At 71.7% G+C, this 21,367-nt stretch carries 22 protein-coding genes and 1 pseudogene; 13 read left to right on the forward strand and 10 right to left on the reverse strand.

The annotated features are described in order from the left end of the window. Positions 1 to 75 precede the first annotated feature (75 nt). Positions 76 to 1,077 (reverse strand): GNAT family N-acetyltransferase, encoded by a 1,002-nt coding sequence (locus ACZ56E_RS09035; RefSeq protein ID WP_471212569.1) that lies wholly within the window; start codon positions 1,075 to 1,077, stop codon positions 76 to 78. 143 nt (positions 1,078 to 1,220) lie between these two features. Between ACZ56E_RS09035 and fdxA the strand changes: the two genes are divergently transcribed. Together fdxA and ACZ56E_RS09045 are read left to right on the forward strand one after the other, a co-directional pair. After that, positions 1,221 to 1,541: a ferredoxin gene (gene fdxA / locus ACZ56E_RS09040; RefSeq protein WP_362917932.1), complete on the forward strand. Its 321-nt coding sequence runs from the start codon at positions 1,221 to 1,223 to the stop codon at positions 1,539 to 1,541. A gap of 94 nt (positions 1,542 to 1,635) precedes the next feature. Beyond that, the gene (locus ACZ56E_RS09045; protein ID WP_471212571.1) at positions 1,636 to 2,730 is read left to right on the forward strand and encodes a bifunctional succinyldiaminopimelate transaminase/glutamate-prephenate aminotransferase; all 1,095 of its coding nucleotides are present in this window, start codon (positions 1,636 to 1,638) and stop codon (positions 2,728 to 2,730) included. Positions 2,731 to 2,812: 82 nt separating this feature from the next. On the opposite strand, the gene ACZ56E_RS09050 is transcribed toward ACZ56E_RS09045, so the two are convergent. Next, entirely contained in the window at positions 2,813 to 3,286 is a 474-nt protein-coding gene (locus ACZ56E_RS09050) for an ATP-binding protein (RefSeq protein ID WP_468609181.1), read from the reverse strand. A gap of 325 nt (positions 3,287 to 3,611) precedes the next feature. After that, the gene (locus ACZ56E_RS09055) at positions 3,612 to 4,520 is read right to left on the reverse strand and encodes a heavy metal transporter (protein WP_471212574.1); all 909 of its coding nucleotides are present in this window, start codon (positions 4,518 to 4,520) and stop codon (positions 3,612 to 3,614) included. 62 nt (positions 4,521 to 4,582) lie between these two features. Here ACZ56E_RS09055 and dapE point away from each other — a divergent pair, with 62 nt between their 5' ends. Both dapE and ACZ56E_RS09065 read left to right on the forward strand, forming a co-directional pair. Beyond that, complete coding sequence (dapE, locus tag ACZ56E_RS09060) at positions 4,583 to 5,662, forward strand: succinyl-diaminopimelate desuccinylase (RefSeq protein WP_471212576.1); 1,080 nt, start codon at positions 4,583 to 4,585, stop codon at positions 5,660 to 5,662. Positions 5,663 to 5,771: 109 nt separating this feature from the next. Next, positions 5,772 to 6,548 carry an LOG family protein gene (locus ACZ56E_RS09065; RefSeq protein WP_365358908.1) on the forward strand — a complete coding sequence of 259 codons (777 nt, stop codon included), beginning with the start codon at positions 5,772 to 5,774 and terminating at the stop codon, positions 6,546 to 6,548. 46 nt (positions 6,549 to 6,594) lie between these two features. Here ACZ56E_RS09065 and folP read toward each other — a convergent pair whose 3' ends face one another. Next, positions 6,595 to 7,455 (reverse strand): dihydropteroate synthase, encoded by an 861-nt coding sequence (folP, locus tag ACZ56E_RS09070; protein ID WP_471212579.1) that lies wholly within the window; start codon positions 7,453 to 7,455, stop codon positions 6,595 to 6,597. Positions 7,456 to 7,580: 125 nt separating this feature from the next. Between folP and ACZ56E_RS09075 the strand changes: the two genes are divergently transcribed. Together ACZ56E_RS09075 and ACZ56E_RS09080 are read left to right on the forward strand one after the other, a co-directional pair. Next, positions 7,581 to 7,961 (forward strand): DivIVA domain-containing protein, encoded by a 381-nt coding sequence (locus ACZ56E_RS09075; RefSeq protein ID WP_471212580.1) that lies wholly within the window; start codon positions 7,581 to 7,583, stop codon positions 7,959 to 7,961. Then, positions 7,958 to 8,548, forward strand: a complete 591-nt coding sequence (locus ACZ56E_RS09080) for a DNA-3-methyladenine glycosylase I (RefSeq protein WP_471212582.1) — start codon at positions 7,958 to 7,960, stop codon at positions 8,546 to 8,548. The genes ACZ56E_RS09075 and ACZ56E_RS09080 overlap by 4 nt, the downstream gene beginning before the upstream one ends. Positions 8,549 to 8,575: 27 nt before the next feature. Here ACZ56E_RS09080 and chcB read toward each other — a convergent pair whose 3' ends face one another. Continuing rightward, a complete protein-coding gene (gene chcB / locus ACZ56E_RS09085; protein ID WP_471212584.1) occupies positions 8,576 to 9,376 on the reverse strand; it encodes a 2-cyclohexenylcarbonyl CoA isomerase in 801 nt (266 codons plus the stop codon). 308 nt (positions 9,377 to 9,684) lie between these two features. Here chcB and ACZ56E_RS09090 point away from each other — a divergent pair, with 308 nt between their 5' ends. Next, on the forward strand, positions 9,685 to 9,852 hold the full coding sequence (locus ACZ56E_RS09090; protein ID WP_003966491.1) for a DUF3117 domain-containing protein: 168 nt from the start codon (positions 9,685 to 9,687) through the stop codon (positions 9,850 to 9,852). Between the two features lie 213 nt (positions 9,853 to 10,065). Here the strand turns inward: ACZ56E_RS09090 and ACZ56E_RS09095 are convergent, their stop codons facing one another. Further along, positions 10,066 to 10,764, reverse strand: coding sequence for an O-methyltransferase (locus tag ACZ56E_RS09095; RefSeq protein WP_468609323.1), 699 nt, complete (start codon positions 10,762 to 10,764; stop codon positions 10,066 to 10,068). Positions 10,765 to 10,917: 153 nt separating this feature from the next. Here ACZ56E_RS09095 and sigE point away from each other — a divergent pair, with 153 nt between their 5' ends. The 5 genes from sigE to ACZ56E_RS09120 all read left to right on the forward strand — a co-directional run bounded on the left by sigE (position 10,918) and on the right by ACZ56E_RS09120 (position 16,674). Then, on the forward strand, positions 10,918 to 11,691 hold the full coding sequence (gene sigE, locus ACZ56E_RS09100; protein WP_365358898.1) for an RNA polymerase sigma factor SigE: 774 nt from the start codon (positions 10,918 to 10,920) through the stop codon (positions 11,689 to 11,691). Between the two features lie 77 nt (positions 11,692 to 11,768). Then, positions 11,769 to 12,665, forward strand: a complete 897-nt coding sequence (locus ACZ56E_RS09105) for an anti-sigma factor family protein (RefSeq protein ID WP_471213132.1) — start codon at positions 11,769 to 11,771, stop codon at positions 12,663 to 12,665. 700 nt (positions 12,666 to 13,365) lie between these two features. Continuing rightward, entirely contained in the window at positions 13,366 to 15,297 is a 1,932-nt protein-coding gene (locus ACZ56E_RS09110) for a S1C family serine protease (RefSeq protein ID WP_471213134.1), read from the forward strand. Positions 15,298 to 15,411: 114 nt separating this feature from the next. After that, positions 15,412 to 15,885, forward strand: coding sequence for a sec-independent translocase (locus tag ACZ56E_RS09115; RefSeq protein WP_471212586.1), 474 nt, complete (start codon positions 15,412 to 15,414; stop codon positions 15,883 to 15,885). Between the two features lie 120 nt (positions 15,886 to 16,005). After that, positions 16,006 to 16,674, forward strand: a complete 669-nt coding sequence (locus tag ACZ56E_RS09120) for a hypothetical protein (protein WP_468609161.1) — start codon at positions 16,006 to 16,008, stop codon at positions 16,672 to 16,674. Positions 16,675 to 16,728: 54 nt separating this feature from the next. Here ACZ56E_RS09120 and ACZ56E_RS09125 read toward each other — a convergent pair whose 3' ends face one another. Genes ACZ56E_RS09125 through ACZ56E_RS09135 form a run of 3 tightly spaced genes read right to left on the reverse strand, consistent with a single transcriptional unit; the run spans position 16,729 to position 19,731 of the window. Beyond that, the gene (locus ACZ56E_RS09125) at positions 16,729 to 17,862 is read right to left on the reverse strand and encodes an Mrp/NBP35 family ATP-binding protein (protein WP_471212589.1); all 1,134 of its coding nucleotides are present in this window, start codon (positions 17,860 to 17,862) and stop codon (positions 16,729 to 16,731) included. Between the two features lie 44 nt (positions 17,863 to 17,906). Then, positions 17,907 to 18,464, reverse strand: a complete 558-nt coding sequence (locus tag ACZ56E_RS09130) for a DUF1003 domain-containing protein (RefSeq protein WP_468609159.1) — start codon at positions 18,462 to 18,464, stop codon at positions 17,907 to 17,909. After that, a complete protein-coding gene (locus tag ACZ56E_RS09135; RefSeq protein WP_471212591.1) occupies positions 18,454 to 19,731 on the reverse strand; it encodes a magnesium transporter MgtE N-terminal domain-containing protein in 1,278 nt (425 codons plus the stop codon). The genes ACZ56E_RS09130 and ACZ56E_RS09135 overlap by 11 nt, the downstream gene beginning before the upstream one ends. 193 nt (positions 19,732 to 19,924) lie before the next feature. Here ACZ56E_RS09135 and ACZ56E_RS09140 point away from each other — a divergent pair, with 193 nt between their 5' ends. Continuing rightward, entirely contained in the window at positions 19,925 to 20,698 is a 774-nt protein-coding gene (locus ACZ56E_RS09140; RefSeq protein WP_471212592.1) for a hypothetical protein, read from the forward strand. Positions 20,699 to 20,830: 132 nt separating this feature from the next. Here the strand turns inward: ACZ56E_RS09140 and ACZ56E_RS09145 are convergent. Continuing rightward, positions 20,831 to 21,344 (reverse strand): annotated as a pseudogene (locus ACZ56E_RS09145) (hypothetical protein). Between the last annotated feature and the right edge of the window lie 23 nt (positions 21,345 to 21,367).

Below are 21,367 nucleotides of genomic sequence, written 5' to 3' on the forward strand. Positions count from 1 at the left end.
CGGGCGCTGTCTCCGTGCCGTGCTCTGCTCTGTCGTGCCTGCCGTGCCGTGCTCCGTCGGGCCCGCCGCTCCCGCTCAGGCAGGGCCGTACCGGTAGTGGTGATAGGCGTGATGAGCGGCGAAACCCATCCCGCCGTACAGCGCCCGCGCGCTGTCGTTGCCGTCCTCGACCTGCAGCCAGGCCGCCGAAGCGCCCTCGGTCAGGGCCTGCCGGGCCAGTGCGGTCATCACCGCGGTGGCGAGCCCCTGGCGCCGGTGCTCCGGGTCCACCTCGACGGCCATGAAGCCCGCCCAGCGTCCGTCCACCACGCACCGCCCGATGGCGGCCGGGGCGGCACCGCTCCCGGGCACGGAAGCGAACCATACCGAGGGCCCGCCCGCCAGCACCTTGTGCACATGTGGTCCGGGTACCCCGAACCGCTGGTACCGCCGCAGCCACGGCTCGTCGAAGGTGCGGGAGAGCACGACACGGTCCACGTCCGCGGCCAGGTCCCCGACCGGGGCGAGCCCGCCGACGTACAGCTCGGCGGTCACCTCGCGCACCCAGCCGCGCTCCTCCAAGCCGGCGCAGAGCAGCTCCTGCGTGCCCTCGGCGCCGGTCGCGGTCTGCACGTACGGAGGCAGGTCGCGGGCCGCGTACCAGTCGCGTACGTACGCGAGGGCCTCGTCGAGCGGCCGTCCCGGATCGCCCAGCGGCAGCACGGAGTTGGCCCGCCGCGTGAACCCGCCCGCCGACCGCAGCTGCCACTCCCCGAGCCGCTCGCTCTCCACGGGCGGCCAGGCCCGGGCGGAGACCCGCGCCAGCTCCTCGTACGAGGCGGCGGGCCCCCGGCGGCGCGCGGGCGCGGCCGGCACGACCTTGCCCGCCACCAGGGAACGCTCCGGAATCCGGACGCTCTCACCGTTCCGTCGTGTGATGAGCACCACACCTTCGTCCCACGATGTGAGAACACCCACCGTGTCGGTGAACTTCTCAGCCGACGCGAAAGCGTCGCTCAAGCGCCGGACCGAGACTCGTTTTCCCACGTCAGCAGGGGTGATGCGGACCTCTAGTCGTCCGCCGCCGGTGATTTCCACAGCTCTGCAAGCCCCTCCTGTTCGGATCATGCCCGGGAACGGAGATACTAGGGGCGGGCATCGACGACGCCGCGCTCCCGCGCGCCAGGCGAGCGGAGCCTGAAGACGGCCCGCCAACGCCCGTATCGAGGAGGAACGACAGCGTGACCTACGTCATCGCGCAGCCTTGTGTCGACGTCAAGGACAAGGCGTGCATCGAGGAGTGCCCGGTCGACTGCATTTACGAGGGCCAGCGGTCCTTGTACATCCACCCGGACGAATGCGTCGACTGTGGAGCCTGCGAACCGGTCTGCCCGGTCGAGGCGATCTTCTACGAGGACGACACTCCTGAGGAGTGGAAGGACTACTACAAGGCGAACGTCGAGTTCTTCGACGAGCTCGGTTCGCCCGGTGGCGCGAGCAAGCTCGGCCTGATCGAGCGCGACCACGCCTTCATCGCCGCCCTGCCGCCGCAGAACCAGTAACGGCAGCCTGAGCGTCGCCCCGGTCCCGTACGGCATCTCCGCCGCACGGGACCGAGGCATAGGCAACAACCAGTACCAGCACGGGAGTCAACACGTGTCCGCAGTCTCCGACCGGCTTCCCACCTTCCCCTGGGACAAGCTCGAGCCGTACAAGGCCACGGCGGCCGCCCACCCCGGCGGCATCGTCGACCTGTCGGTCGGCACCCCGGTGGACCCGGTTCCCGAGCTGATCCAGAAAGCGCTGATCGCCGCCGCGGACTCGCCCGGCTATCCGACGGTGTGGGGCACGGCCGAGCTGCGCGACGCGCTCACCGGCTGGTGCGGACGGCGGCTCGGCGCCCGCGATCTCACCCACCGCAACGTCCTGCCGATCGTCGGCTCCAAGGAGCTCGTGGCCTGGCTCCCGACGCAGCTCGGCCTCGGCCCGGGCGACGTGGTGGCCTATCCGCGGCTCGCCTACCCGACGTACGAGGTGGGCGCGCGGCTGGCCCGCGCGGAGTACGTCGCCTATGACGACCCGACCCGGCTGGACCCGACGAACCTCAAGCTCCTCTGGCTCAACTCGCCCTCGAACCCCACCGGTCGCGTCCTCTCGAAGGAGGAGCTGACCCGTGCGGTCGCCTGGGCGCGCGAGCACGGCGTGCTGCTCGTCAGCGACGAGTGCTACCTGGAGCTCGGCTGGGAGGCCGACCCGGTCTCGGTGCTGCACCCGGACGTGTGCGGCGGTTCGTACGAGGGCATCGTGGCCGTCCACTCGCTCTCCAAGCGGTCCAACCTCGCGGGCTACCGCGCGGCGTTCGTCGCCGGTGACGCGGACGTCCTCGGTGACCTGCTGCAGATCCGCAAGCACGGCGGCATGATGACCTCCGCGCCGACCCAGGCCGCCGTCGTGGCGGCACTCGGCGACGACGAGCACGTGCGCGAGCAGCGCGAGCGGTACGCGGCCCGGCGCACGGCCCTGCGCGACGCCCTGCTGAAGCACGGCTTCCGCATCGAGCACAGCGAGGCGAGCCTGTACCTGTGGGCCACCCGCGACGAGTCCTGCTGGGACACCGTCGGCCACCTCGCGGGCCTCGGCATCCTGGTGGCGCCCGGCGACTTCTACGGCCCGGCGGGCGACCGCTTCGTGCGCGTGGCGCTGACGGCGACGGACGAGCGGGTCGCGGCGGCGGTCGAGCGGCTGGCGTGACGCGGCGCTGAACCGTCGCTTCCGAATACGACGGAGGGCCCGGAGCCAATGGCTCCGGGCCCTCCGTGCGCGGTGCGGGCGGTCAGCCCAGCGGCAGGCTCTTGACCGGCAGCTGGTCGGTCGGCAGGCCGCCCTTGGTCAGCGAGTCGGTGGGCAGGCCCTGACCCAGCGCGCCCTCGGTCGGCAGCCCGCCCTCGGTGGCCGAGTTGGCGGTCTCGCCGAGCACCTCGCCCGTGCTGCCCGCGACCTCGCCGGCGGCCTTCTGCGCGGCGGGGGTCGCCGTCTTGCCGGCCCGGCCGACGGCCTTGGTCGCGGCCGGGACGGACTTCTTCACGGCCTTGCTTCCGGTGTCGCCCGCGAGGTTGCCGACGTTCTGAGCCGCGTCGTCGACGGTGTTGCCGAGGCTGTCGCCGTCCACGGCGGACACTCCGCCCAGGTCGGGGCCGGCCGGGAGGTCAACGGCGCTCGCGGAGCCGGCCGCACCGACCACGGAAGCTGCACCCGCTGCGCTCAGCAGCGCGGCACGGGCGATCCGGCGGGTCAGGGGGAGGGACATGATGCTCCTTCAGACGGGAGAGAACGTTGGAGTGTCCGGCCGGATCGGCTCCGGCGTCGCGCCGGACGGCTTCCGGCGATCAGACGCAGTGACTACCGCTCGAAGCCCGCGAAGGTTGCGGTGCGCCAACGTAAAGAGTTGGCAATGCGTCGCATTATCGGCTGCGGAGAAAAGGGGGCAAACGGCTTACGGGCCAATTCGCTGCAGAATCCTTCATCCTCCGTGTCCGCAAGGGATTCGGGGATTGTGCGGAGTGTCGGCGGAAAACTCGGACACGGTCTCGCTCCGTCACGCCCGGCGTGCCCTGAACGAGTGAAGCGCCGTACTACTGCCCAGTGACGATTCGAACCTCGCCCGCGGCCCTGCCCGCTCCCGCGGCGCCGGCCGCCTTCGCCTTCCGCCACTCCCCGGAGCCCCCGGCGCGCCACTCCCGGCCGTCGTACGACACCCGCTCGATGTGCAGCGCCGAGGCCTGCGCCACGGCCCAGTGCGCCAGCTCCCAGCCGCGCCGCGACGCCCGGTCGTCGGCCGGGCGGGCGGCCACCGGGACCGTCACCGCGCGCCCCGGGGCGCCGCCGGGGCGCACCTCGCGGCCGAAGTCGCGGGACAGGGCGGCCCGCACCCGCGCCGGACCCGCGGGGGCAGTGCCCGCGGTCGGGCGGCCCTCACAGCCGAAGGTGGCGGGCGCGCGGCCGGTCAGCGCGGCGGCGAGCAGCGCGGCGTCCGGCTCGTGCTTGGCGTAGGCCTGCGGATAACCGCTGCGCTGCACGCGCTGCGCGGCGACCGTGAGGGGCAGGCGCGAATAGCCGGGGACGTCGGCCAGATGCTCGTAGAACCGGGCCGCGGAGTACGCCGGGTCCATGATCTGCCGCTCGTCGCCCCAGCCCTGCGAGGGGCGCTGCTGGAAGAGGCCCAGCGAATCCCGGTCCCCGTGCGTGATGTTGCGCAGGCCGGACTCCTGCAGAGCGGTGGCGAGGGCGATGGCCACCGCGCGCTCCGGCATCCCGCGCGAGGTGCCGGCCGCCGCCACCGTCGCGGCGTTCTCCGCCTGTTCGGCCGTGAAGGTGTACGAAGCGCCGTCGCCCTCCCCCGACACCACCGTGCACCGCGGCTCGCGCTTGCCCCCGTACACGTACTGGAGCGCGACATAGCCCACGACGGCGAGCAGCACGGCGGCCGCGGCCCCGACACGGAGGAGACGGCCGCGCCGGACGAGACTGGGGCGCTCAAGCACGCGTCCAAGGTACTGGAGTCCACTGACAGGCCCGCGCGCCCGCTGGCGTTAGGGTCGTCGGCATGCCTCAGACACCGCTTGACCTCACGCTCGATGCCGCGGAGCTCACCGCGCGGCTGGTCGACTTCCCGTCCCCGAGCGGCGAGGAGAAGGCGCTCGCCGACGCCATCGAGACGGCCCTGCGCGCCCTGCCGCACCTCACCGTCGACCGGCACGGCAACAACGTGGTGGCCCGCACCAACCTCGGCCGCGCGGAGCGGGTCATCCTCGCCGGGCACATCGACACGGTGCCGATCGCGGACAACGTGCCGTCCCGCCTCGACGAGAACGGGATCCTCTGGGGCTGCGGCACCTGCGACATGAAGTCGGGCGTCGCCGTCCAGCTGCGCATCGCGCAGACGGTGCCCGAACCCAACCGCGACCTCACCTTCGTCTTCTACGACAACGAAGAAGTGGCCGCCCACCTCAACGGCCTCGGGCACGTCGCCGAGGCCCACCCCGACTGGCTGGCGGGCGACTTCGCCGTCCTCCTGGAGCCCACCGACGGCCAGGTCGAGGGCGGCTGCCAGGGCACCCTGCGGGTCCTCCTCAAGACCAAGGGCGTGCGGGCGCACTCCGCGCGCGCCTGGATGGGCGCCAACGCCATCCACGCGGCCACCCCCATCCTCCAGAAGCTCGCCGCGTACGAGCCCCGCAAGCCGATGGTGGAAGGCCTCCAGTTCCACGAGGGCCTCAACGCCGTCCGCATCGAGGGCGGCGTCGCCACCAACGTCATCCCCGACGAGTGCACCGTCACCGTCAACTTCCGCTACGCCCCGGACCGCACCGAGGAAGAGGCCCTCGCCTTCGTGCGCGACTACTTCGCGGACTGCGGCGTCGACGAGTTCGTCGTCGACGACCACACGGGCGCGGCCCGCCCCGGCCTCACCCACCCGGCCGCGGCGGCCTTCATGGCGGCCGTCGGCGGCGAGGCCCGCCCCAAGTTCGGCTGGACGGACGTCTCCCGCTTCAGCGCGCTCGGCGTGCCCGCGGTCAACTACAGCCCCGGCAACCCGCTGCTCGCCCACAAGATCGACGAGCGCGTCGAGGTGTCCCTGATCCCGGTGGCGGAGGAGAAGCTGCGGGCCTGGCTGACGTCATAGGCCGGTGAGGCACCCGGTGCCGCTCTTGGTGCCGGTCATCCCGAGGTCCCTCGGACGTAACCCGCGTAGATCTACGCTGTGAGTCACGTACGCATGGAGGGAGCAGACGATGAGCCACCCCGACAACAGCGCCGAGCGCGCTGCCCACGCTGCCAGGAAGCGTCCTGAGGAGCAGCGGCTCGGCCCGGTGCTGCGCAGGCGGGACAAGGTGCAGGCCGGTACCACCGACCAGCGTCTCCTCGACTCCGACGGTCCCTCCGAATGGGTGCACACGGACCCCTGGAGAGTCCTGCGCATCCAGTCCGAGTTCATCGAGGGCTTCGGCACCCTCGCGGAACTCCCGCCCGCGATCAGTGTCTTCGGCTCGGCGCGCACGGGGGAGGGCTCTCCGGAGTACGCGGCCGGGGTCGAGATCGGCAAGGCGCTCGTGGAGGCCGGATTCGCCGTGATCACGGGCGGTGGACCCGGCGCGATGCAGGCCGCCAACCAAGGTGCCGTCGAGGCGAAGGGCACCTCTGTCGGCCTCGGCATCGAGCTCCCCTTCGAGCAGGGCCTCAACCCGTACGTCGACATCGGCGTGAACTTCCGCTACTTCTTCGTCCGCAAGACGATGTTCGTGAAGTACGCGCAGGGCTTCGTGGTCCTGCCCGGCGGCCTCGGCACGCTGGACGAGCTCTTCGAAGCGCTCACCCTCGTCCAGACCCGCAAGGTCACGCGCTTCCCCATCGTCCTCTTCGGCTCGCAGTACTGGGGCGGCCTGGTCGACTGGCTGAAGAACACGGTCATCGCCCAGGGCAAGGCCTCGGAGGCGGACCTCCTCCTCTTCCACGTCACGGACGACGTGGAGGAGGCCATCTCCCTGGTGACGAAGGAAGTCGGGAAGTAGCCCGGACGCAGCCCGGAGTGAGAACTCCCCGAAGGGGAGTTCCCGTTCAGGCCAGCCCCCGGCGTGCGACCGCCGGGGGCCGGTGCCCCGCGATCGTCGCCACCATGTCCAGCACCTGCTTGGTCTCGGCGACCTCGTGCACGCGGTAGACCTGCGCGCCCAGCCACGCCGACACCGCCGTCGTCGCCAGGGTGCCGAGGACGCGTTCCTTGACCGGCTTGTCGAGGGTCTCGCCCACGAAGTCCTTGTTGGACAGGGAGACCAGGACGGGCCAGCCCGTGTCCACCATCTCGCCGAGCCTGCGGGTGGCCTCCAGGCTGTGGCGGGTGTTCTTGCCGAAGTCGTGGCCCGGGTCGATCATCACGGACTCGCGCGGGACGCCCAGCTCGACCGCGCGTTCGGCCAGGCCGACCGTCACGCGCAGGATGTCGGCCATCACGTCGTCGTACGTGACGCGGTGCGGCCTGGTACGCGGCTCGGCGCCGCCCGCGTGCGTGCAGACCAGACCCACCCGGTACCGCGCGGCGACCTCCGCGAGCTGCGGATCGACGCCGCCCCAGGCGTCGTTGAGCAGATCGGCGCCCGCCTCGCAGACCGCCTCACCGACGTCGTGCCGCCAGGTGTCGACGCTGATCACCACATCGGGGAACCGCTTGCGGACCTCGGCGACGAAACCGACCGTGCGGCGCGCCTCCTCCTCGGCGGTCACCTCGTCGCCCGGACCCGCCTTGACCCCGCCGATGTCGACGATGGCGGCGCCCTCGGCCACGGCCTGCTCCACGCGCGCGAGCGCGGGTTCGTCGCGGAAGGTGGCCCCCTGGTCGTAGAAGGAGTCCGGGGTCCGGTTGACGATCGCCATGATCACCGGCTCGTGCGCGTCGAACTCGCGCCTGCCAAGCCTGAGCATCCCCTGTGGTCCTCCTGGGTCCTTGTCGCGGTTCGGCCGCCTGCGACCTTAACTGTCACAGGCGCATGGCACGATCGGACCCTGACAGTTTCAGCACGGGCAGTCGAGCGTGAGGGCCTGAAGAGATGGTCTTGTTCTTGTTCCTGGTCATCGCCCTCGTCGTGGTGGTCGGCGCGGTGACCCTCGCCGTGGTCGGCGGCGGCGAGAGCGGCGCGCTGCCCGACGTCGAGCCGGAGCGGTTCACCGATCCGCTGCCCCCGGACCGCCCCCTGCGCCGTGCCGACGTCGACGCGGTGCGCTTCCCGATGACCCTGCGCGGCTATCACATGGCGGAGGTGGACGAGGTGCTCGGCCGCCTCGGCGCCGAGCTGGCCGAGCGGGACGCCCGCATCGCCGAGCTGGAGGCGGCCCTGGCCGGCGCGCAGGCCACGGCGGTAGCGGGCCGCACCCTCTTCGAGGGGTACGAACCACGTGAGACCGAGGACCGGAAGGGCGACGACCAGTGAGCACGGAGAGCGGCGCGGTCCCGGGCCCGGACGGTGGCCTCCGCTGCCCCTGGGGCCTGTCCACCGCGGACTACGTGGCGTATCACGACGAAGAGTGGGGCCGCCCGGTCCACGGCGACGACGCGTTGTACGAGCGGCTCTGCCTGGAGGCCTTCCAGTCCGGCCTGTCGTGGATCACGATCCTGCGCCGCCGCGAGGGTTTCCGCGCCGCCTTCGCCGGCTTCAGGGTCGCCGCGGTCGCGGAGTTCACCGACGAGGACCGCGAGCGGCTGCTCGCCGACCCCGGGATCATCCGCAACCGCGCCAAGATCGACGCCACCCTGGCCAACGCGCGCGTGCTCGCCGACTGGCCCCAGGGCGAACTGGACTCCCTGATCTGGTCGTACGCACCGGATCCCGCGACCCGCCAGGCCCCCCGCAGCATCGCCGATGTGCCCGCGATCACCGACGAGTCGATGGCCCTGTCGAAGGCCCTGAAGAAGCGCGGCATCCGCTTCGTCGGCCCCACCACGGCGTACGCACTGATGCAGGCCTGCGGCCTGGTCGACGATCACCTCGCGGACTGCGTGGCCCGCGAGGCGGCGTAAGGGAGCCGGCTCCCCGGATGCGGCCGGTCAGCGCCCCAGGTACTTCGGCTTCTCCTTGGCGATGAAGGCCTGCACGGCGATGGCGTGGTCCTCCGACGCGCCCGCCTTCGCCTGCAGCTCGTCCTCCTTGTCCAGCGCCTCGTCCAGGGAGTGGCCCGCCGCGTAGGCGAGGGACTCCTTGAGCGCCGCGTAGGCCAGGGTGGGGCCTTCGGCCAGGGCGCGGGCCACCTGCGCGGCCTCGTCGGCGAGGTCGTCGGCGGGCACGATCCGGTTGGCGATGCCCAGTTCGTACGCCTCCTGCGCGGAGATGTTGCGCGGGAAGAGCAGCAGGTCGGCGGCGCGGCCGGGGCCGATCACGCGCGGCAGCGTCCAGGAGACCCCGGAGTCGGCGGTCAGGGCGACACCCGCGAACGAGGTGTTGAACTTGGCGGTGTCCGCGACCACCCGGTAGTCGGCGGCGAGCGCGAAGCCGAGGCCCGCGCCCGCGGCGACGCCGTTGACCCCCGCCACGACCGGCTTCGGCATGCTCGTCAGCGCCCGCACGATGGGGTTGTAGTGCTCTTTGACCGTGCTCATGGTCTGCCCGGTGCCCGCCTCGCGGTCCGCCGTGAGGGAACCGATGTGCTCCTTGAGGTCCTGGCCCACGCAGAAGGCCCGGCCCGTCGCGGTGAGCAGCACCGCGCGCACGGCCTCGTCTGCGGCCGCCGACCGCACGGCCTCCCGCAGGGCGACCTTGGCCTCGGTGTTCATGGCGTTCATCGCCTCGGGACGGTTGATCGTGATCGTCGCGAGTCCGTCGCTCACCTCGTAGAGCACGCTGTCGGCCATGGTGGTCCCCTCCGCTGGTCCAGTACGTAGGAACTCAGCATGACGGAGATCATCGGGCTCCGGCATGCGGCCGGTCATGTGACCTGCGTCAAAGAATTTCGGGCCCACGGGGCGTATGGGACGGCGAAGTATCGCAGCCACATCGCCGAAATGAGGGGTTTTGCGGGCGCGCGTTGCCCAAGCGATGCCGACCGATGTTGGTCATCGGGTCCTGCCATGCGGGATAATGACCTGGAAGCAATGTGTTCGATGCCGGTGACACCTGGGTTGTCGGCTGCGATGAGCTGGTTTCAGGAAGGGGAACGAGCATGGCGGCCATGAAGCCGCGGACGGGCGACGGCCCGCTCGAGGTGACCAAGGAGGGGCGGGGCATCGTCATGCGCGTTCCGCTCGAAGGCGGCGGACGACTTGTCGTCGAACTGACTCCGGACGAGGCCGACGCGCTCGGCGACGCCCTGAAGAAGGTCGTCGGCTGACGCGGAAGCGCGCACACTTTTCCACTGCCCCGGCATCGTACGACGAGCCGGGGCAGTGCTGTATCCGGGCCCCGGGGCCTTTATGGGGACGCGGCCGGGGGACCTTTACGGGGCGGACCCGGGGAGCTTTTCAGGGGCGCGGGGAACTGCGCGCCCAGCCACAACGCACCCGCACAAGAAAAACCGCCCAAGCCAGCGCAGCGCAACGCAGCGCTACCGTTTCACGGCACAGAGGAGCCCGTCTCCCACAGGGAGCAACGACGGCACCAGATCAGGACTCTCCCGCACCGCCCGCAGCAGCTCGCGCAGGTGCAGGACCTCGACCGGCTGCGGCCCGGAGTCCACGGTCCTGCCGTCCGCGAAGACGCCCTCGAAGCAGACGAGCCCGCCGGGCCGGAGCAGGCGCAACGATTCAGCGAGATATTCGAGCGACTCCAGGCGGTCCCCGTCGCAGAAGACGAGGTCGTAGCCGCCGTCCGCGAGGCGCGGCAGGACGTCGAGGGCGCGGCCGGGGATGAACCGCGCGCGGTTGCCCGCGAAGCCGGCCGCGCGGAAGGCCTGACGGGCGAACTGCTGGCGGTCCGGCTCGGGGTCGACGGTGGTCAGTACGCCGTCGGGCCGCATGCCGTGCAGCAGGTGGATGCCCGACACCCCGGTGCCCGTGCCGATTTCGGCCACCGCTTTCGCGTCGGCCGTGGCGGCGAGCATCCGCAGTGCGGCGCCGGTGCCGGGCGACACCGAGGGCAGGCCTGCCTCCCGGGCCCGGTCCCGGGCCCAGCGCAGTGCCTCGTCCTCGGCGACAAAGGCGTCGGCGAACGCCCAGCCCGTCTGCCGGTTGCCGGTAATGGCCCTCTCCTGTCCCCGTGGTTGCCTGGCCGTGACTGTATCCGTTGGGGGCGGGAACCCGCAGATGAGGCCAGGCGTTTATAGGGGGTGGGAGCACAGCGGGGGTAACGGATGGATCAAGACCTGAAGCGGACGGCTCGCAGGGACAGGACACCTGCAGAGAAGCCCGTACCAAATTCACGTAAAAACGCTTATCCGGAGCTAACGGGCGAGGTGGTTATGGTAGGGGCTCCACTGGACACCACCAGAGCCGACAGGGGAGGTGCGGCTGCGTCTGCGAATCGGGGAGGAGCGCTCCGGCGTTTTCTCGGATTGGCGGGTGAGCCGAAATCCGTGACCGACACCGCTGACCGCATCCGTGCCAATGACTCCGCTCAGACCGCGACCTTTGCCGCTGACGCGGAATCGCAGGCGTGGACTCCGCCCACCTGGGAGGAGATCGTCAGCACGCACAGCGGCCGCGTGTACCGCCTGGCGTACCGCCTGACCGGCAATCAGCACGACGCCGAGGATCTCACGCAAGAGGTCTTCGTCCGTGTCTTCCGGTCCCTCTCGACCTACACCCCCGGCACGTTCGAGGGCTGGCTGCACCGCATCACCACCAACCTCTTCCTGGACATGGTGCGCCGCAAGCAGCGCATCCGCTTCGACGCACTCGGGGACGACGCCGCGGAGCGGCTGCCGAGCCGCGAGCCGTCGCCGCAGCAGGTGTTCAACGACACGCACTTCGACGCGGACGTCCAGCAGGCGCTCGACACCCTCGCGCCGGAGTTCCGCGCCGCGGTGGTCCTCTGCGACATCGAGGGCCTTTCGTACGAGGAGATCGCAGCGACCCTCGGCGTCAAGCTCGGCACGGTCCGCAGCCGTATCCACCGGGGCCGCTCGCAGCTGCGCAAGGCCCTCCAGCACCGCTCTCCCGAGGCCCGCGCCGAGCGTCGCTCGCTCGCGGTCACCGGGGCCGTGGCGCTGGGAGGAGGGGGCGCGACCGCGTGAGTGGATCACGGTCGAATCCTGCCGAGCGGCATGTAGCCGAGGCCGAGCAGCATCTGGGGGACCGGCTCGCCGCCCTTGTGGACGGCGAGTTGGGCCATGACGCGCGGGAGCGCGTCCTCGCGCATCTGGCGACCTGTCCGATGTGCAAGACCGAGGCCGACGCGCAGCGTCGCCTGAAGAGCGTCTTCGCGCAGGCGGCCCCGCCGCCGCCCACCGAGAGTTTCCTCGCCCGCCTCCAAGGTCTTCCGGGAGGCGGTTCCGGGCCGTCCGGAGGATCCGGCGCCGACGACGGATTCGCCACCGGAGCCACTGAGTCCACCGGCCTGCCGCGGAACCGGATCTTCGGTGTGAACCCCGACCCCTTCGTGGAGTACGTCCCGGCGGGCGCCCACGCCGCGGTGCTGCCCAGCGAGCACCGGGGCTTCCGCATCCATGACGTCACGCGGCACGAGGTGGAGAGACCCACCTGGCGCGGGCGCCGCTTCGCGTTCGCGGCGGCCGGTGCGGTGTCGCTGGCCGCCATCGCGCTGGGCGGCGTCACGGTCGGCGTCCCCGCCGACTCGGGTGACACCCGCGCGGGCGGCTCCGGCAGCAATGTGACCCCGCAGCGCTCCCAGGGGTCCGGCACCGCCGTGACCCCCGACTCCGTGCGCCGCCGGGGCAGCGGCAATCCGCTGTCGGTGCAGGGGCAGCGGCCCGGCGTCCTGACGGCACCGGTCGCGCCGACCGAGGTGACGGGACCCCTGCTGCCCGGGACAGCCCCCACGCACCCGCTGCGCTCCCGCGACTCCGTGCACCAGCTGACGGCGCCGATGCTGGCGGGCGCCGCCGCGATCTCCCCGCTGATACGCCCGGCGCCGCCCGGCCGTCACACGGCGGAGGACCGCCTGGTGCCGGGAGACGCCGATCCAGTGCGGACCAGCGCCGCCCCACCGGGCAGCGGACCGCTGCAGGGCACGTCGCAGATGCGCTGACATGACGTTGCCCTCCGCTTTCCCGGGGGAACCTGGTTGAATCCTCGGTGGGCCGCGCCCGCCGAGGAACCGGCGAGCGCGGGGTTGAGCATGCAGACGGCGTCCGCCGCGGGCCAGTTGTGGGGAGAACATGGACGAGGGGAAGCCCACGAAGGCAAATTGGTGGTCCCGCCCCCGCCCCAAACCCCCAACCCCACCGGACGCCCCACCCCAGGCCCCGGACACGTCCGCGCAGTCCCCGGCCCCGCACCAGGCACCCAGCGAGGCTGTCCCGCACGGCACCACGTCGCCTGAGCCCGATGCCTCGACGCAGGGCCCGGACACGTCCGCGCAGGGTGCGCAGTCCCCGGGGCAGCCCGTGGAGTCCCCGACTGCGCGCCAGGCACCCACCGCCGCGGCTCCGCACGGCGTCACGCCGACCGAGCCCGGTGTTCCGACGCAGGGCACCGACGCTTCCGCGCAGGGCCCGTTGGCTCCGGGGCGGCCCGTGGAGGCCCCGGTCCCGCACCAGGCGCCTGCCGCCGCGGTCCCGCACGGTGCCATGTCGGATGCGCCCGGTGTCCCGATGCAAGGCACCGACGCTTCCGCGCAGGGCGCGCTCGTCCCGGGAGGGCCCGTGGAGGCCTCGGCCCAACAGCCCCCGAGGTCGACCGACTCCGGTGCTCCGACGCAGGGGCCGGACACGTCCGCGCAGGGTGCGATGGTCCCGGGGCAGTCCGTGGAGGCCCCGGCCCCGCACCAGGTGCCCACCGCCGCGGCTCCGCACGGCGCAATGCCGACCGAGCCCGGTGTTCCGGCGCAGGGTTCGGACGCCTCGGGGCAGCCCGGCGAGGTCTCGTCCGTCACGGGTGAGGGCAGCCCGGTGCAGGCGCACTCCGCTTCCGGGGCGCATGGCTCCGTGGGTGGGGAGTCCATATCGGTTGGTGATGATTCGTACTCGGTGGCGGGTTCGGGGGAGCAGGGTGTGGGTGTGGGCGGTCAGGGAGGGGACGCTGGGGATCGGCCTCGGCCGTTGCACGATCCGGATCCGTACAGCACTCCTCCCTACGGCGAGCCCGGTCCCTGGGCGCCCGCGCCTCCGGTGCAGCACCCCGCAGTGACCCCGGCCCACGGCACCCCGTTCCCCACGGGCCCGCAGGGCGGCACGCCCGCCTACGGAGCACCTGCCCACGGCACCGCAGGGCCGGGGCCGCTCCACGGCGGGACCCCTCCGCACGGCACGCCCGCCCACGGGACGCCCCCTCACGGCACCGCAGCAAGCTCGGGGCCCCACCACGGCGGGACCCCTCCGCACGGCACGCCCGCCCACGGGACGCCCCCTCACGGCACCGCAGGCGCGGGTCCACATCACGGCGGGACGACCCCTCCGCACGGCACCCCCGGTGCCGCCCCGGCCCCGGATCCGTACAACGGGTCCTCCCCGGTCCCGGTGCAGGGGGAGGCCCGGTCGGCGTACGACCCCTGGAATGTGCCGTTGCAGCAGATCGGGTCGTTGCCTCCGGAGACGCGGGAGAAGCGGGAGAAGCGGGGGCGGCGGGTGTTGCTCGTCGGGGTGGCGCTCATCGCTCTCGTGTCGGGGCTCATCGGCGGTGCGACCGGCGCGTATCTGGAGCGGAACGGCACGGGTGACGTCGAGCTCCGGCAGCCGGACGCCGACGAGTCCAAGGACCGGCCCAAGGGCAGCGTCGCGGGCATCGCCTCTGCCGCCCTGCCCGGCGTCGTGACCCTGCACGTCAGCGGCGACTCCGCACAGGGCACAGGCACCGGCTTCGTCCTCGACGGCAAGGGCCACATCCTCACCAACAACCACGTCGTGGAGCCCGCGGGCACCGGCGGCGAGGTGTCGGTCACGTTCAGCGGCGGCGAGACCGCCAAGGCCGAGGTGATCGGCCGCGACTCCGGCTACGACCTCGCGGTCGTCAAGGTGTCCGGCGTCCGCGGCCTGCGCCCCCTGACCCTCGGCAACTCGGAGAACGTCCAGGTCGGCGACCCCGTCGTCGCCATCGGCGCCCCCTTCGACTTGGAGAACACCGTCACCTCCGGGATCATCAGCGCCAAGGAGCGGCCCATCACCGCCGGCGGCGAGAAGGGCGACGGGAGCGATATCTCGTACGTCGACGCCCTGCAGACCGACGCGCCCATCAACCCCGGCAACTCCGGCGGCCCCCTCGTCGACTCCAAGGCCCGCGTCATCGGCATCAACAGCGCCATACGATCCGCGAGCGGCGGCGACGACCCGGACCGGGGCCAGGCCGGCTCCATCGGCCTCGGCTTCGCCATCCCGATCAACCAGGGCAAGCGCGTCGCCGAAGAGCTGATCAACTTCGGCAAGGCGACGCACCCCGTGATCGGCGTCACGCTCGACACCCGGTTCAACGGCGACGGCGCCCGCATCGCCGACAAGGGCAAGAACGGCGGCCCGTCGGTCAACGAAGACGGTCCCGGCGACCGGGCCGGCCTCCGGCCGGGTGACATCATCACCGAGGTCGACGGCCGTGCCGTGCACTCCAGCGACGAGCTGATCGTCAAGGTCCGCGCGCACCGCCCGAAGGACAGCCTGCGGCTGACGGTCGAGCGCGGCGGCGACGACCGCGAGGTGACCCTGGTGCTCGGCTCGGCCGCCAGCGGCTGAGTAAAGGACTGGCCACGGTGGTCCGCGTTGTCGTGCAGCGGCTACCGGACGGACATCCGCGCCGGGTACCGTGGGCACGGTCCAGACCACGGAGGACATCGCAAGGAGCTCTAGGTGTTCAATGACATTGGCGCACTCGAGATAGTGGCGCTGGTCGTCCTCGCCGTGCTCATCTTCGGTCCGGACAAGCTGCCGAAGGTCATCCAGGACATCTCCCGCACGATCCGCAAGATCCGCGAGTTCTCCGACAGCGCGAAGGCGGACATCCGCGAGGAGCTGGGCCCGGAGTTCAAGGACTTCGAGTTCGACGACCTGAACCCGAAGAAGTTCATCCGCAAGCAGCTCGACAACGACGAGCTCGGGCTCAAGGAAATCCGTAACGGCTTCGACCTGAAGAAGGAGATGAACGAGGTCGCGGACGCCGTGCACGGCCGCGACAGCGACTCCTCGGACGGCGGCTCGACGGCCCCGGCGACCGCGGCGGCCGCCTCGGGTGGCGGAGCCCGCGTCGACATGCAGAAGAAGCCCGCGGAGGCCGAGAAGCTCGACGCCGGCGACCGCCCGCCGTTCGACGCGGACGCCACCTGAGCCCTCTCCTGAACTGCCGCCGCCAACGGGTGTGGCTATCCTGCCTTGTTGTCCGGCGTGAGGACGCCCGAGGGGGGCGGGCCGCTCCGGACACCCGAGAGCGAGGAGGCGGCCGGGTACATGGAGACGACAAGTCGGGTAGGCGCACAGGTGCAGACCGCGGACGGCGCCGCACAAGCGGTGCCCTCCGCCCGGCGCACGGTCGACGGCTACCTGCTGGCGCCCTTTCCCTGGTACGGCCTCGACGAGGCCTACACGGGGCAGCGCTGGCTGATGCAGGTCGGCGCGTCGGCGGACGGTGCCGTGGAGCACGGTTCGATCGGACACGGTGACGAGCCGTCGGTCCGCGCCGAGGGCACCCTCGGCAACAGCGACAAGGAGCGCTTCGCGGTCGTGGTGACCGTCGCGGCCAACCCGGTGCGGCGCAGCGCGGACGGCACGGGTGTCCTGGAGGCCACGTCGGTCTCCTCGGCGGCCTGGCTCGCCGGGGTGGGCCTGCTGTCCTTCACCTGGCCGCCCCAGATGGACCACACGCTGCGCGACGACTGGCTGGACCAGCAGACGGAGACGGCCTGGTTCCTCGCCGACGACCTGGAGGGCGACGACTGGTCGTCGCTGTCGCTCCCGGTGGACGGGGTGCCGACGCCGTTCCACTACCGCGAGTCGGAGTACGGCTGGGTCCTCGCGGGCTCCACGAAGGAGGGCGTCCACCTGGGCGCGTACGGACGCGGCATGAGCGCGTACGGGCTGGGCTTCTCGGTCATCAAGGACATCGGAGCGTACGCCTAGAAAGCCCGCCCCTGGAGGGCGCGCCCCTCACGGGGCGGCCCTCTCAGCGCGTGCTCAGAACTTGTTGCGCGGTGTGATGCCCAGGGACATGCCCGACAGGCCGCGCTGGCGGCCGCCCAGCTTGCCCGCGATGGCGCGCAGCGCCGCGCCCGCGGGGGACTCCGGGTCGGTCAGGACGACCGGCTTGCCCTCGTCGCCGCCCTCGCGCAGGCGGACGTCGATCGGGATCGAGCCGAGGACGGGCACCGTCGCGCCCGTCGTCTTCGTGAGGCCCTCGGCGACCTTCTGGCCGCCGCCCGTGCCGAACACGTCGACCATCTCGTCGCAGTGCGGGCAGGGCAGCCCCGACATGTTCTCGACGACGCCGACGATCTTCTGGTGGGTCTGCACGGCGATGGAGCCGGCGCGCTCGGCGACCTCGGCCGCTGCCTGCTGAGGCGTCGTCACGACCAGGATCTCGGCGTTCGGCACCAACTGCGCCACGGAGATCGCGATGTCACCCGTGCCCGGCGGCAGGTCGAGCAGCAGCACGTCGAGGTCGCCCCAGAAGACGTCCGCGAGGAACTGCTGGAGCGCGCGGTGCAGCATCGGGCCGCGCCACACGACCGGCGCGTTGCCCGGCGTGAACATGCCGATGGAGATGACCTTCACGCCGTGCGCGGACGGCGGCATGATCATGTTCTCGACCTGGGTGGGCTTGCCGTCGGCGCCCAGCATGCGCGGCACGGAGTGGCCGTAGATGTCGGCGTCGACGACACCGACCTTCAGGCCGTCCGCGGCCATCGCGGCCGCGAGGTTCACCGTCACCGACGACTTGCCGACGCCGCCCTTGCCGGACGCGACGGCATAGACCCGGGTCAGGGAGCCGGGCTTGGCGAAGGGCACCTCGCGCTCGGCGGTGCCGCCGCGCAGCGCGGCCGCCAGCTCCTTGCGCTGCTCGTCGCTCATCACGTCCAGCGTCACGTCGACGCGCGTGACGCCGTCGACGGCCGCGACCGCGTCGGTCACGTTCTTCGTGATGGTCTCGCGCATCGGGCAGCCGGAGACCGTCAGGTACACGGTGACCGCTACTGCCCCATCGGCGGAGATATCCACCGATTTGACCATTCCCAACTCGGTGATGGGTCGCTGGATCTCGGGGTCGTTCACCGTCGCCAGTGCTTCACGCACCGCGTCTTCCGTAGCCATAGGACCGATAGTACGGCGCGGTAACCCCGCCTCGGAAAGGTCTGTCAGCGGTCGCCTACATCACTCCGGCGCGAGCCGTCCGCCGGGAATACCGCGCGGTGCTCCTCCAACTCCTTGACCAGGTCCTGGAGCTCGGAGCGGATCCAGTCGCGGGTCGCCACCTCGCCGAGCCCCATGCGCAGCGAGGCGATCTCGCGCGTGAGGTACTCGGTGTCCGCGATGGACCGCTCGTTCTGCTTGCGGTCCTGCTCCAGATTGACGCGGTCGCGGTCGTCCTGACGGTTCTGCGCGAGGAGGATCAGCGGGGCCGCGTACGACGCCTGCAGCGACAGCATCAGGGTGAGGAAGATGAACGGGTACTGGTCGAAGCGCAGGTGGTCGGGGGCCGAGACGTTCCACACCACCCACATGATGATGACGATCGTCATCCAGACGATGAACCGGCCGGTGCCCAGGAACCGCGCGATCCGCTCCGAGAGCCGTCCGAAGGCCTCCGGGTCGTAGTCGGGCAGGAGTCTCGGGCGCGGGTTCCTCGGCTGGTCGAGACGGAATCGGGGGCTCCGCGACTCGGCGCGGCTCTCGCGCTCGCGGTCAGCTGCCATGGTCCGCCTCTTCCTCCTCCAAGTGGAACTCCGTCTCGCGCCAGTCTTCCGGCAGCATGTGGTCGAGTACGTCGTCGACGGTGATCGCCCCGAGCAGCGAGCCGCCCTCGTCGACGACGGGCGCCGCCACCATGTCGTACGTCGCGAAGTACCCGGCGACGACCGGCAGCGTGGTGCCCGGCGCGAGCGGCAGCAGATCGTCGTCGAGGATCGAGCCGACCAGGGTGTACGGCGGGTCGCGCAGCAGCCGCTGGAAGTGCACCGTGCCCAGATACTTGCCCGTCGGCGTCTCGTCCGGCGGCCGGCACACGTACACCTGTGCGGCGAGCGCGGGGGAGAGGTCCTGCTGGCGGACGCGCGCGAGGGCGTCGGCGACCGTCGCGTCGGGCCGCAGCACGATCGGCTCGGTCGTCATCATGCCGCCGGCCGTGCGCTCCTCGTACGCCATCAGGCGCCGCACGTCGGCCGCGTCGCCCGGCTGCATCAGGGTGAGCAGCCGTTCCTTGTCGTCCTCAGGCAGCTCGGCGAGGAGGTCGGCGGCGTCGTCGGGGTCCATGGCCTCCAGGACGTCGGCGGCGCGCTCCTCCTTGAGCTTGCCGAGGATCTCGATCTGGTCGTCCTCCGGCAGCTCTTCCAGGACGTCGGCGAGCCGGTCGTCGTCGAGGGCCGCGGCGACCTCGGCCCGGCGCTTGGGGGTGAGGTGGTGCAGGACGTTGGCGAGGTCGGCGGGGCGCAGCTGTTCGAAGGTGGCGAGGAGGGTCTCGGCGCCCTGGCCGTGCTCCTCCACGGAGAAGCCGTCGACGGCGGACCAGTCGACGGTGAGGGTCTCCCCCTTGCGGCGGAACGTTCCGCCCTTTCCCTTGCGGGCGAAGACCCGGTCGATCTCCCAGTCGCGGCGGGCGGGGAGCTGCTGCACCGACACGTCGAGGACGGTGACCTCCTCGCCCGTCTCGATGAGCCGCACCCGCCGGTCCAGCATCTCGCCGAGGACGAGCCGCTCGGTGGGCCGCTGCTCGAAGCGCCGCACGTTCAGTACGCCGGTGGTGATGATCTGGCCCGACTCGATGCCGGTGACGCGGGTCATCGGCAGGAAGATGTGACGCCGGGTGGCGAGCTCGACGACGAGGCCGAGCAGCCGGGGCGGCCGTCTGGCGACCCTGAGCATCGCCACCAGGTCGCGCACCCGGCCCACCTGGTCGCCGTTCGGGTCGAAGACGGGGATGCCGGAGAGGTGCGAGACGAAGACCCTGGGGGCGCCTGCCGCCATGCGCGCGCCTCCTTCTGGTCGGGGTTTACATGCTGGTTCATCCGTCAATACGGGCTTCAGGCTAGCCCGTCCCGGTCGGACACGCCCCGGTGGAGGGTCCGGAAGGACTGCCGCCGATCGACTCGGCCGGCACGGGTACGCTGCCGTACTGCCGTAGCCGTAGAGGTCGTCCGCACGAGAGGCAGCGCCACCTGTGACCGCACTTCCCCTGGCCAGCCGCGCCCGCAGGACAGCCTTCGTGAGCGCGATGTGCGCGGGCCTGGTCGCGGCGGCCACGAGCCTGACGGGCTGCAGCAGCGGTGAGGACCCGGACGCGGGCACGAACGGCGTCGGGAAGCTCTCCGCCGCGAAGATCCAGGGCAAGGCGGGCCGGGCGGCCGACGCGGCGTCGGCGGTGCGGCTCTCCGGCACGGTGGTCAGCAAGAACCACACGTACACCCTCGACATGCGCCTCAAGGGCGAGGGCGGCACGGGCTCGGTCACCTCGAAGGGGCAGACGTTCCAGCTGCTGCGCATCGGCGAGGAGCTCTACCTGAAGGCGGGGTCGGAGTTCTGGACGCACGACAGCGGCAAGACCGACGGCAAGCCCGGGCAGGCCGACGAGACGGCCGCGGCCAAGCTCGACGGCAAGTACGTGAAGGTTCCCGAGGCTGACCCCGCCTACCAGCAGCTGAGCGGCTTCACGGACAAGGACAAGCTCCTCGACGGCATGCTCACGCTGCACGGCACGCTCGCCAAGGGCGACCGCGGTACGACGGGCCGGCTCCGCAGCATCAAGATCACCGGCGACGAGGGAGCGGGCGGCACGCTGTCCGTCTCCCTGGACGGCAAGCCCTACCCCCTGCGCCTGGAGCGCGGCGGCCACGCGGGCACCCTCAAACTCACCGACTGGAACAAGGACTTCCCGCTCCAGGAGCCGGGCAAGGACGAAATGGTCGACTACGGAAAGCAACTCCCGACCTCCTGACGAGGCCCGGCTGAGGCAAGCCCGGCTGAGGCAAGCCCGGATGAGGCAAGCCCCGAAGGGGCAAGCCTCAGGGGCGCGGGGAACTGCGCGAGCAACCACAACGCACCCGCAGGGCAGCGCGACGCAGAAACCTCAACGGCGCTTGCGCCGGAAGAGCAGCCGAGGAAGCCCCCCCGGGCAACGGCTCACGCGTTGTAGCCCCCGTAGGGAGAGGCGGGGCCGCCAGCGACCCCGAGGGCAACTCCGTCACCGCCTCACGCGGAGTGAGCCGTACGACCCGGCACTGCTCGCCCCACCGCACGGTGATCCGCTCGGCGTCCGGCGCGTTCAACCGCTTCCCCTTCAGCTCGCCGACAGCGGCCTCCCACTGCTCGGAGCCGGGTGCCAGCTCGCGCACGTCCGCCGTCCAGGCGACGACCCGCCCGCCCTTGTCCTTGCTGCGCACGGTCACCTCGGCGAGCCCCCCGTCGACGAGCCCGGGCAGCGGCTGTTCGCCGGGCCCGTCGCCGACGAGGTGCACGGCACCCTCGTACCAGACATGCCAGAGCGCCCGGGCGGGCGAGCCCTCGCCCCGGACCCAGATGAGGCCGGACTTCTTGGTGGCCTCCTCGACGAGGGCGCGGTCGAGCAGCGGGTCAGCAGTCATGGACGGCAGCCTACCGAGTGGGG

It is taken from the genome of Streptomyces sp. NPDC039480 (assembly GCF_055597165.1).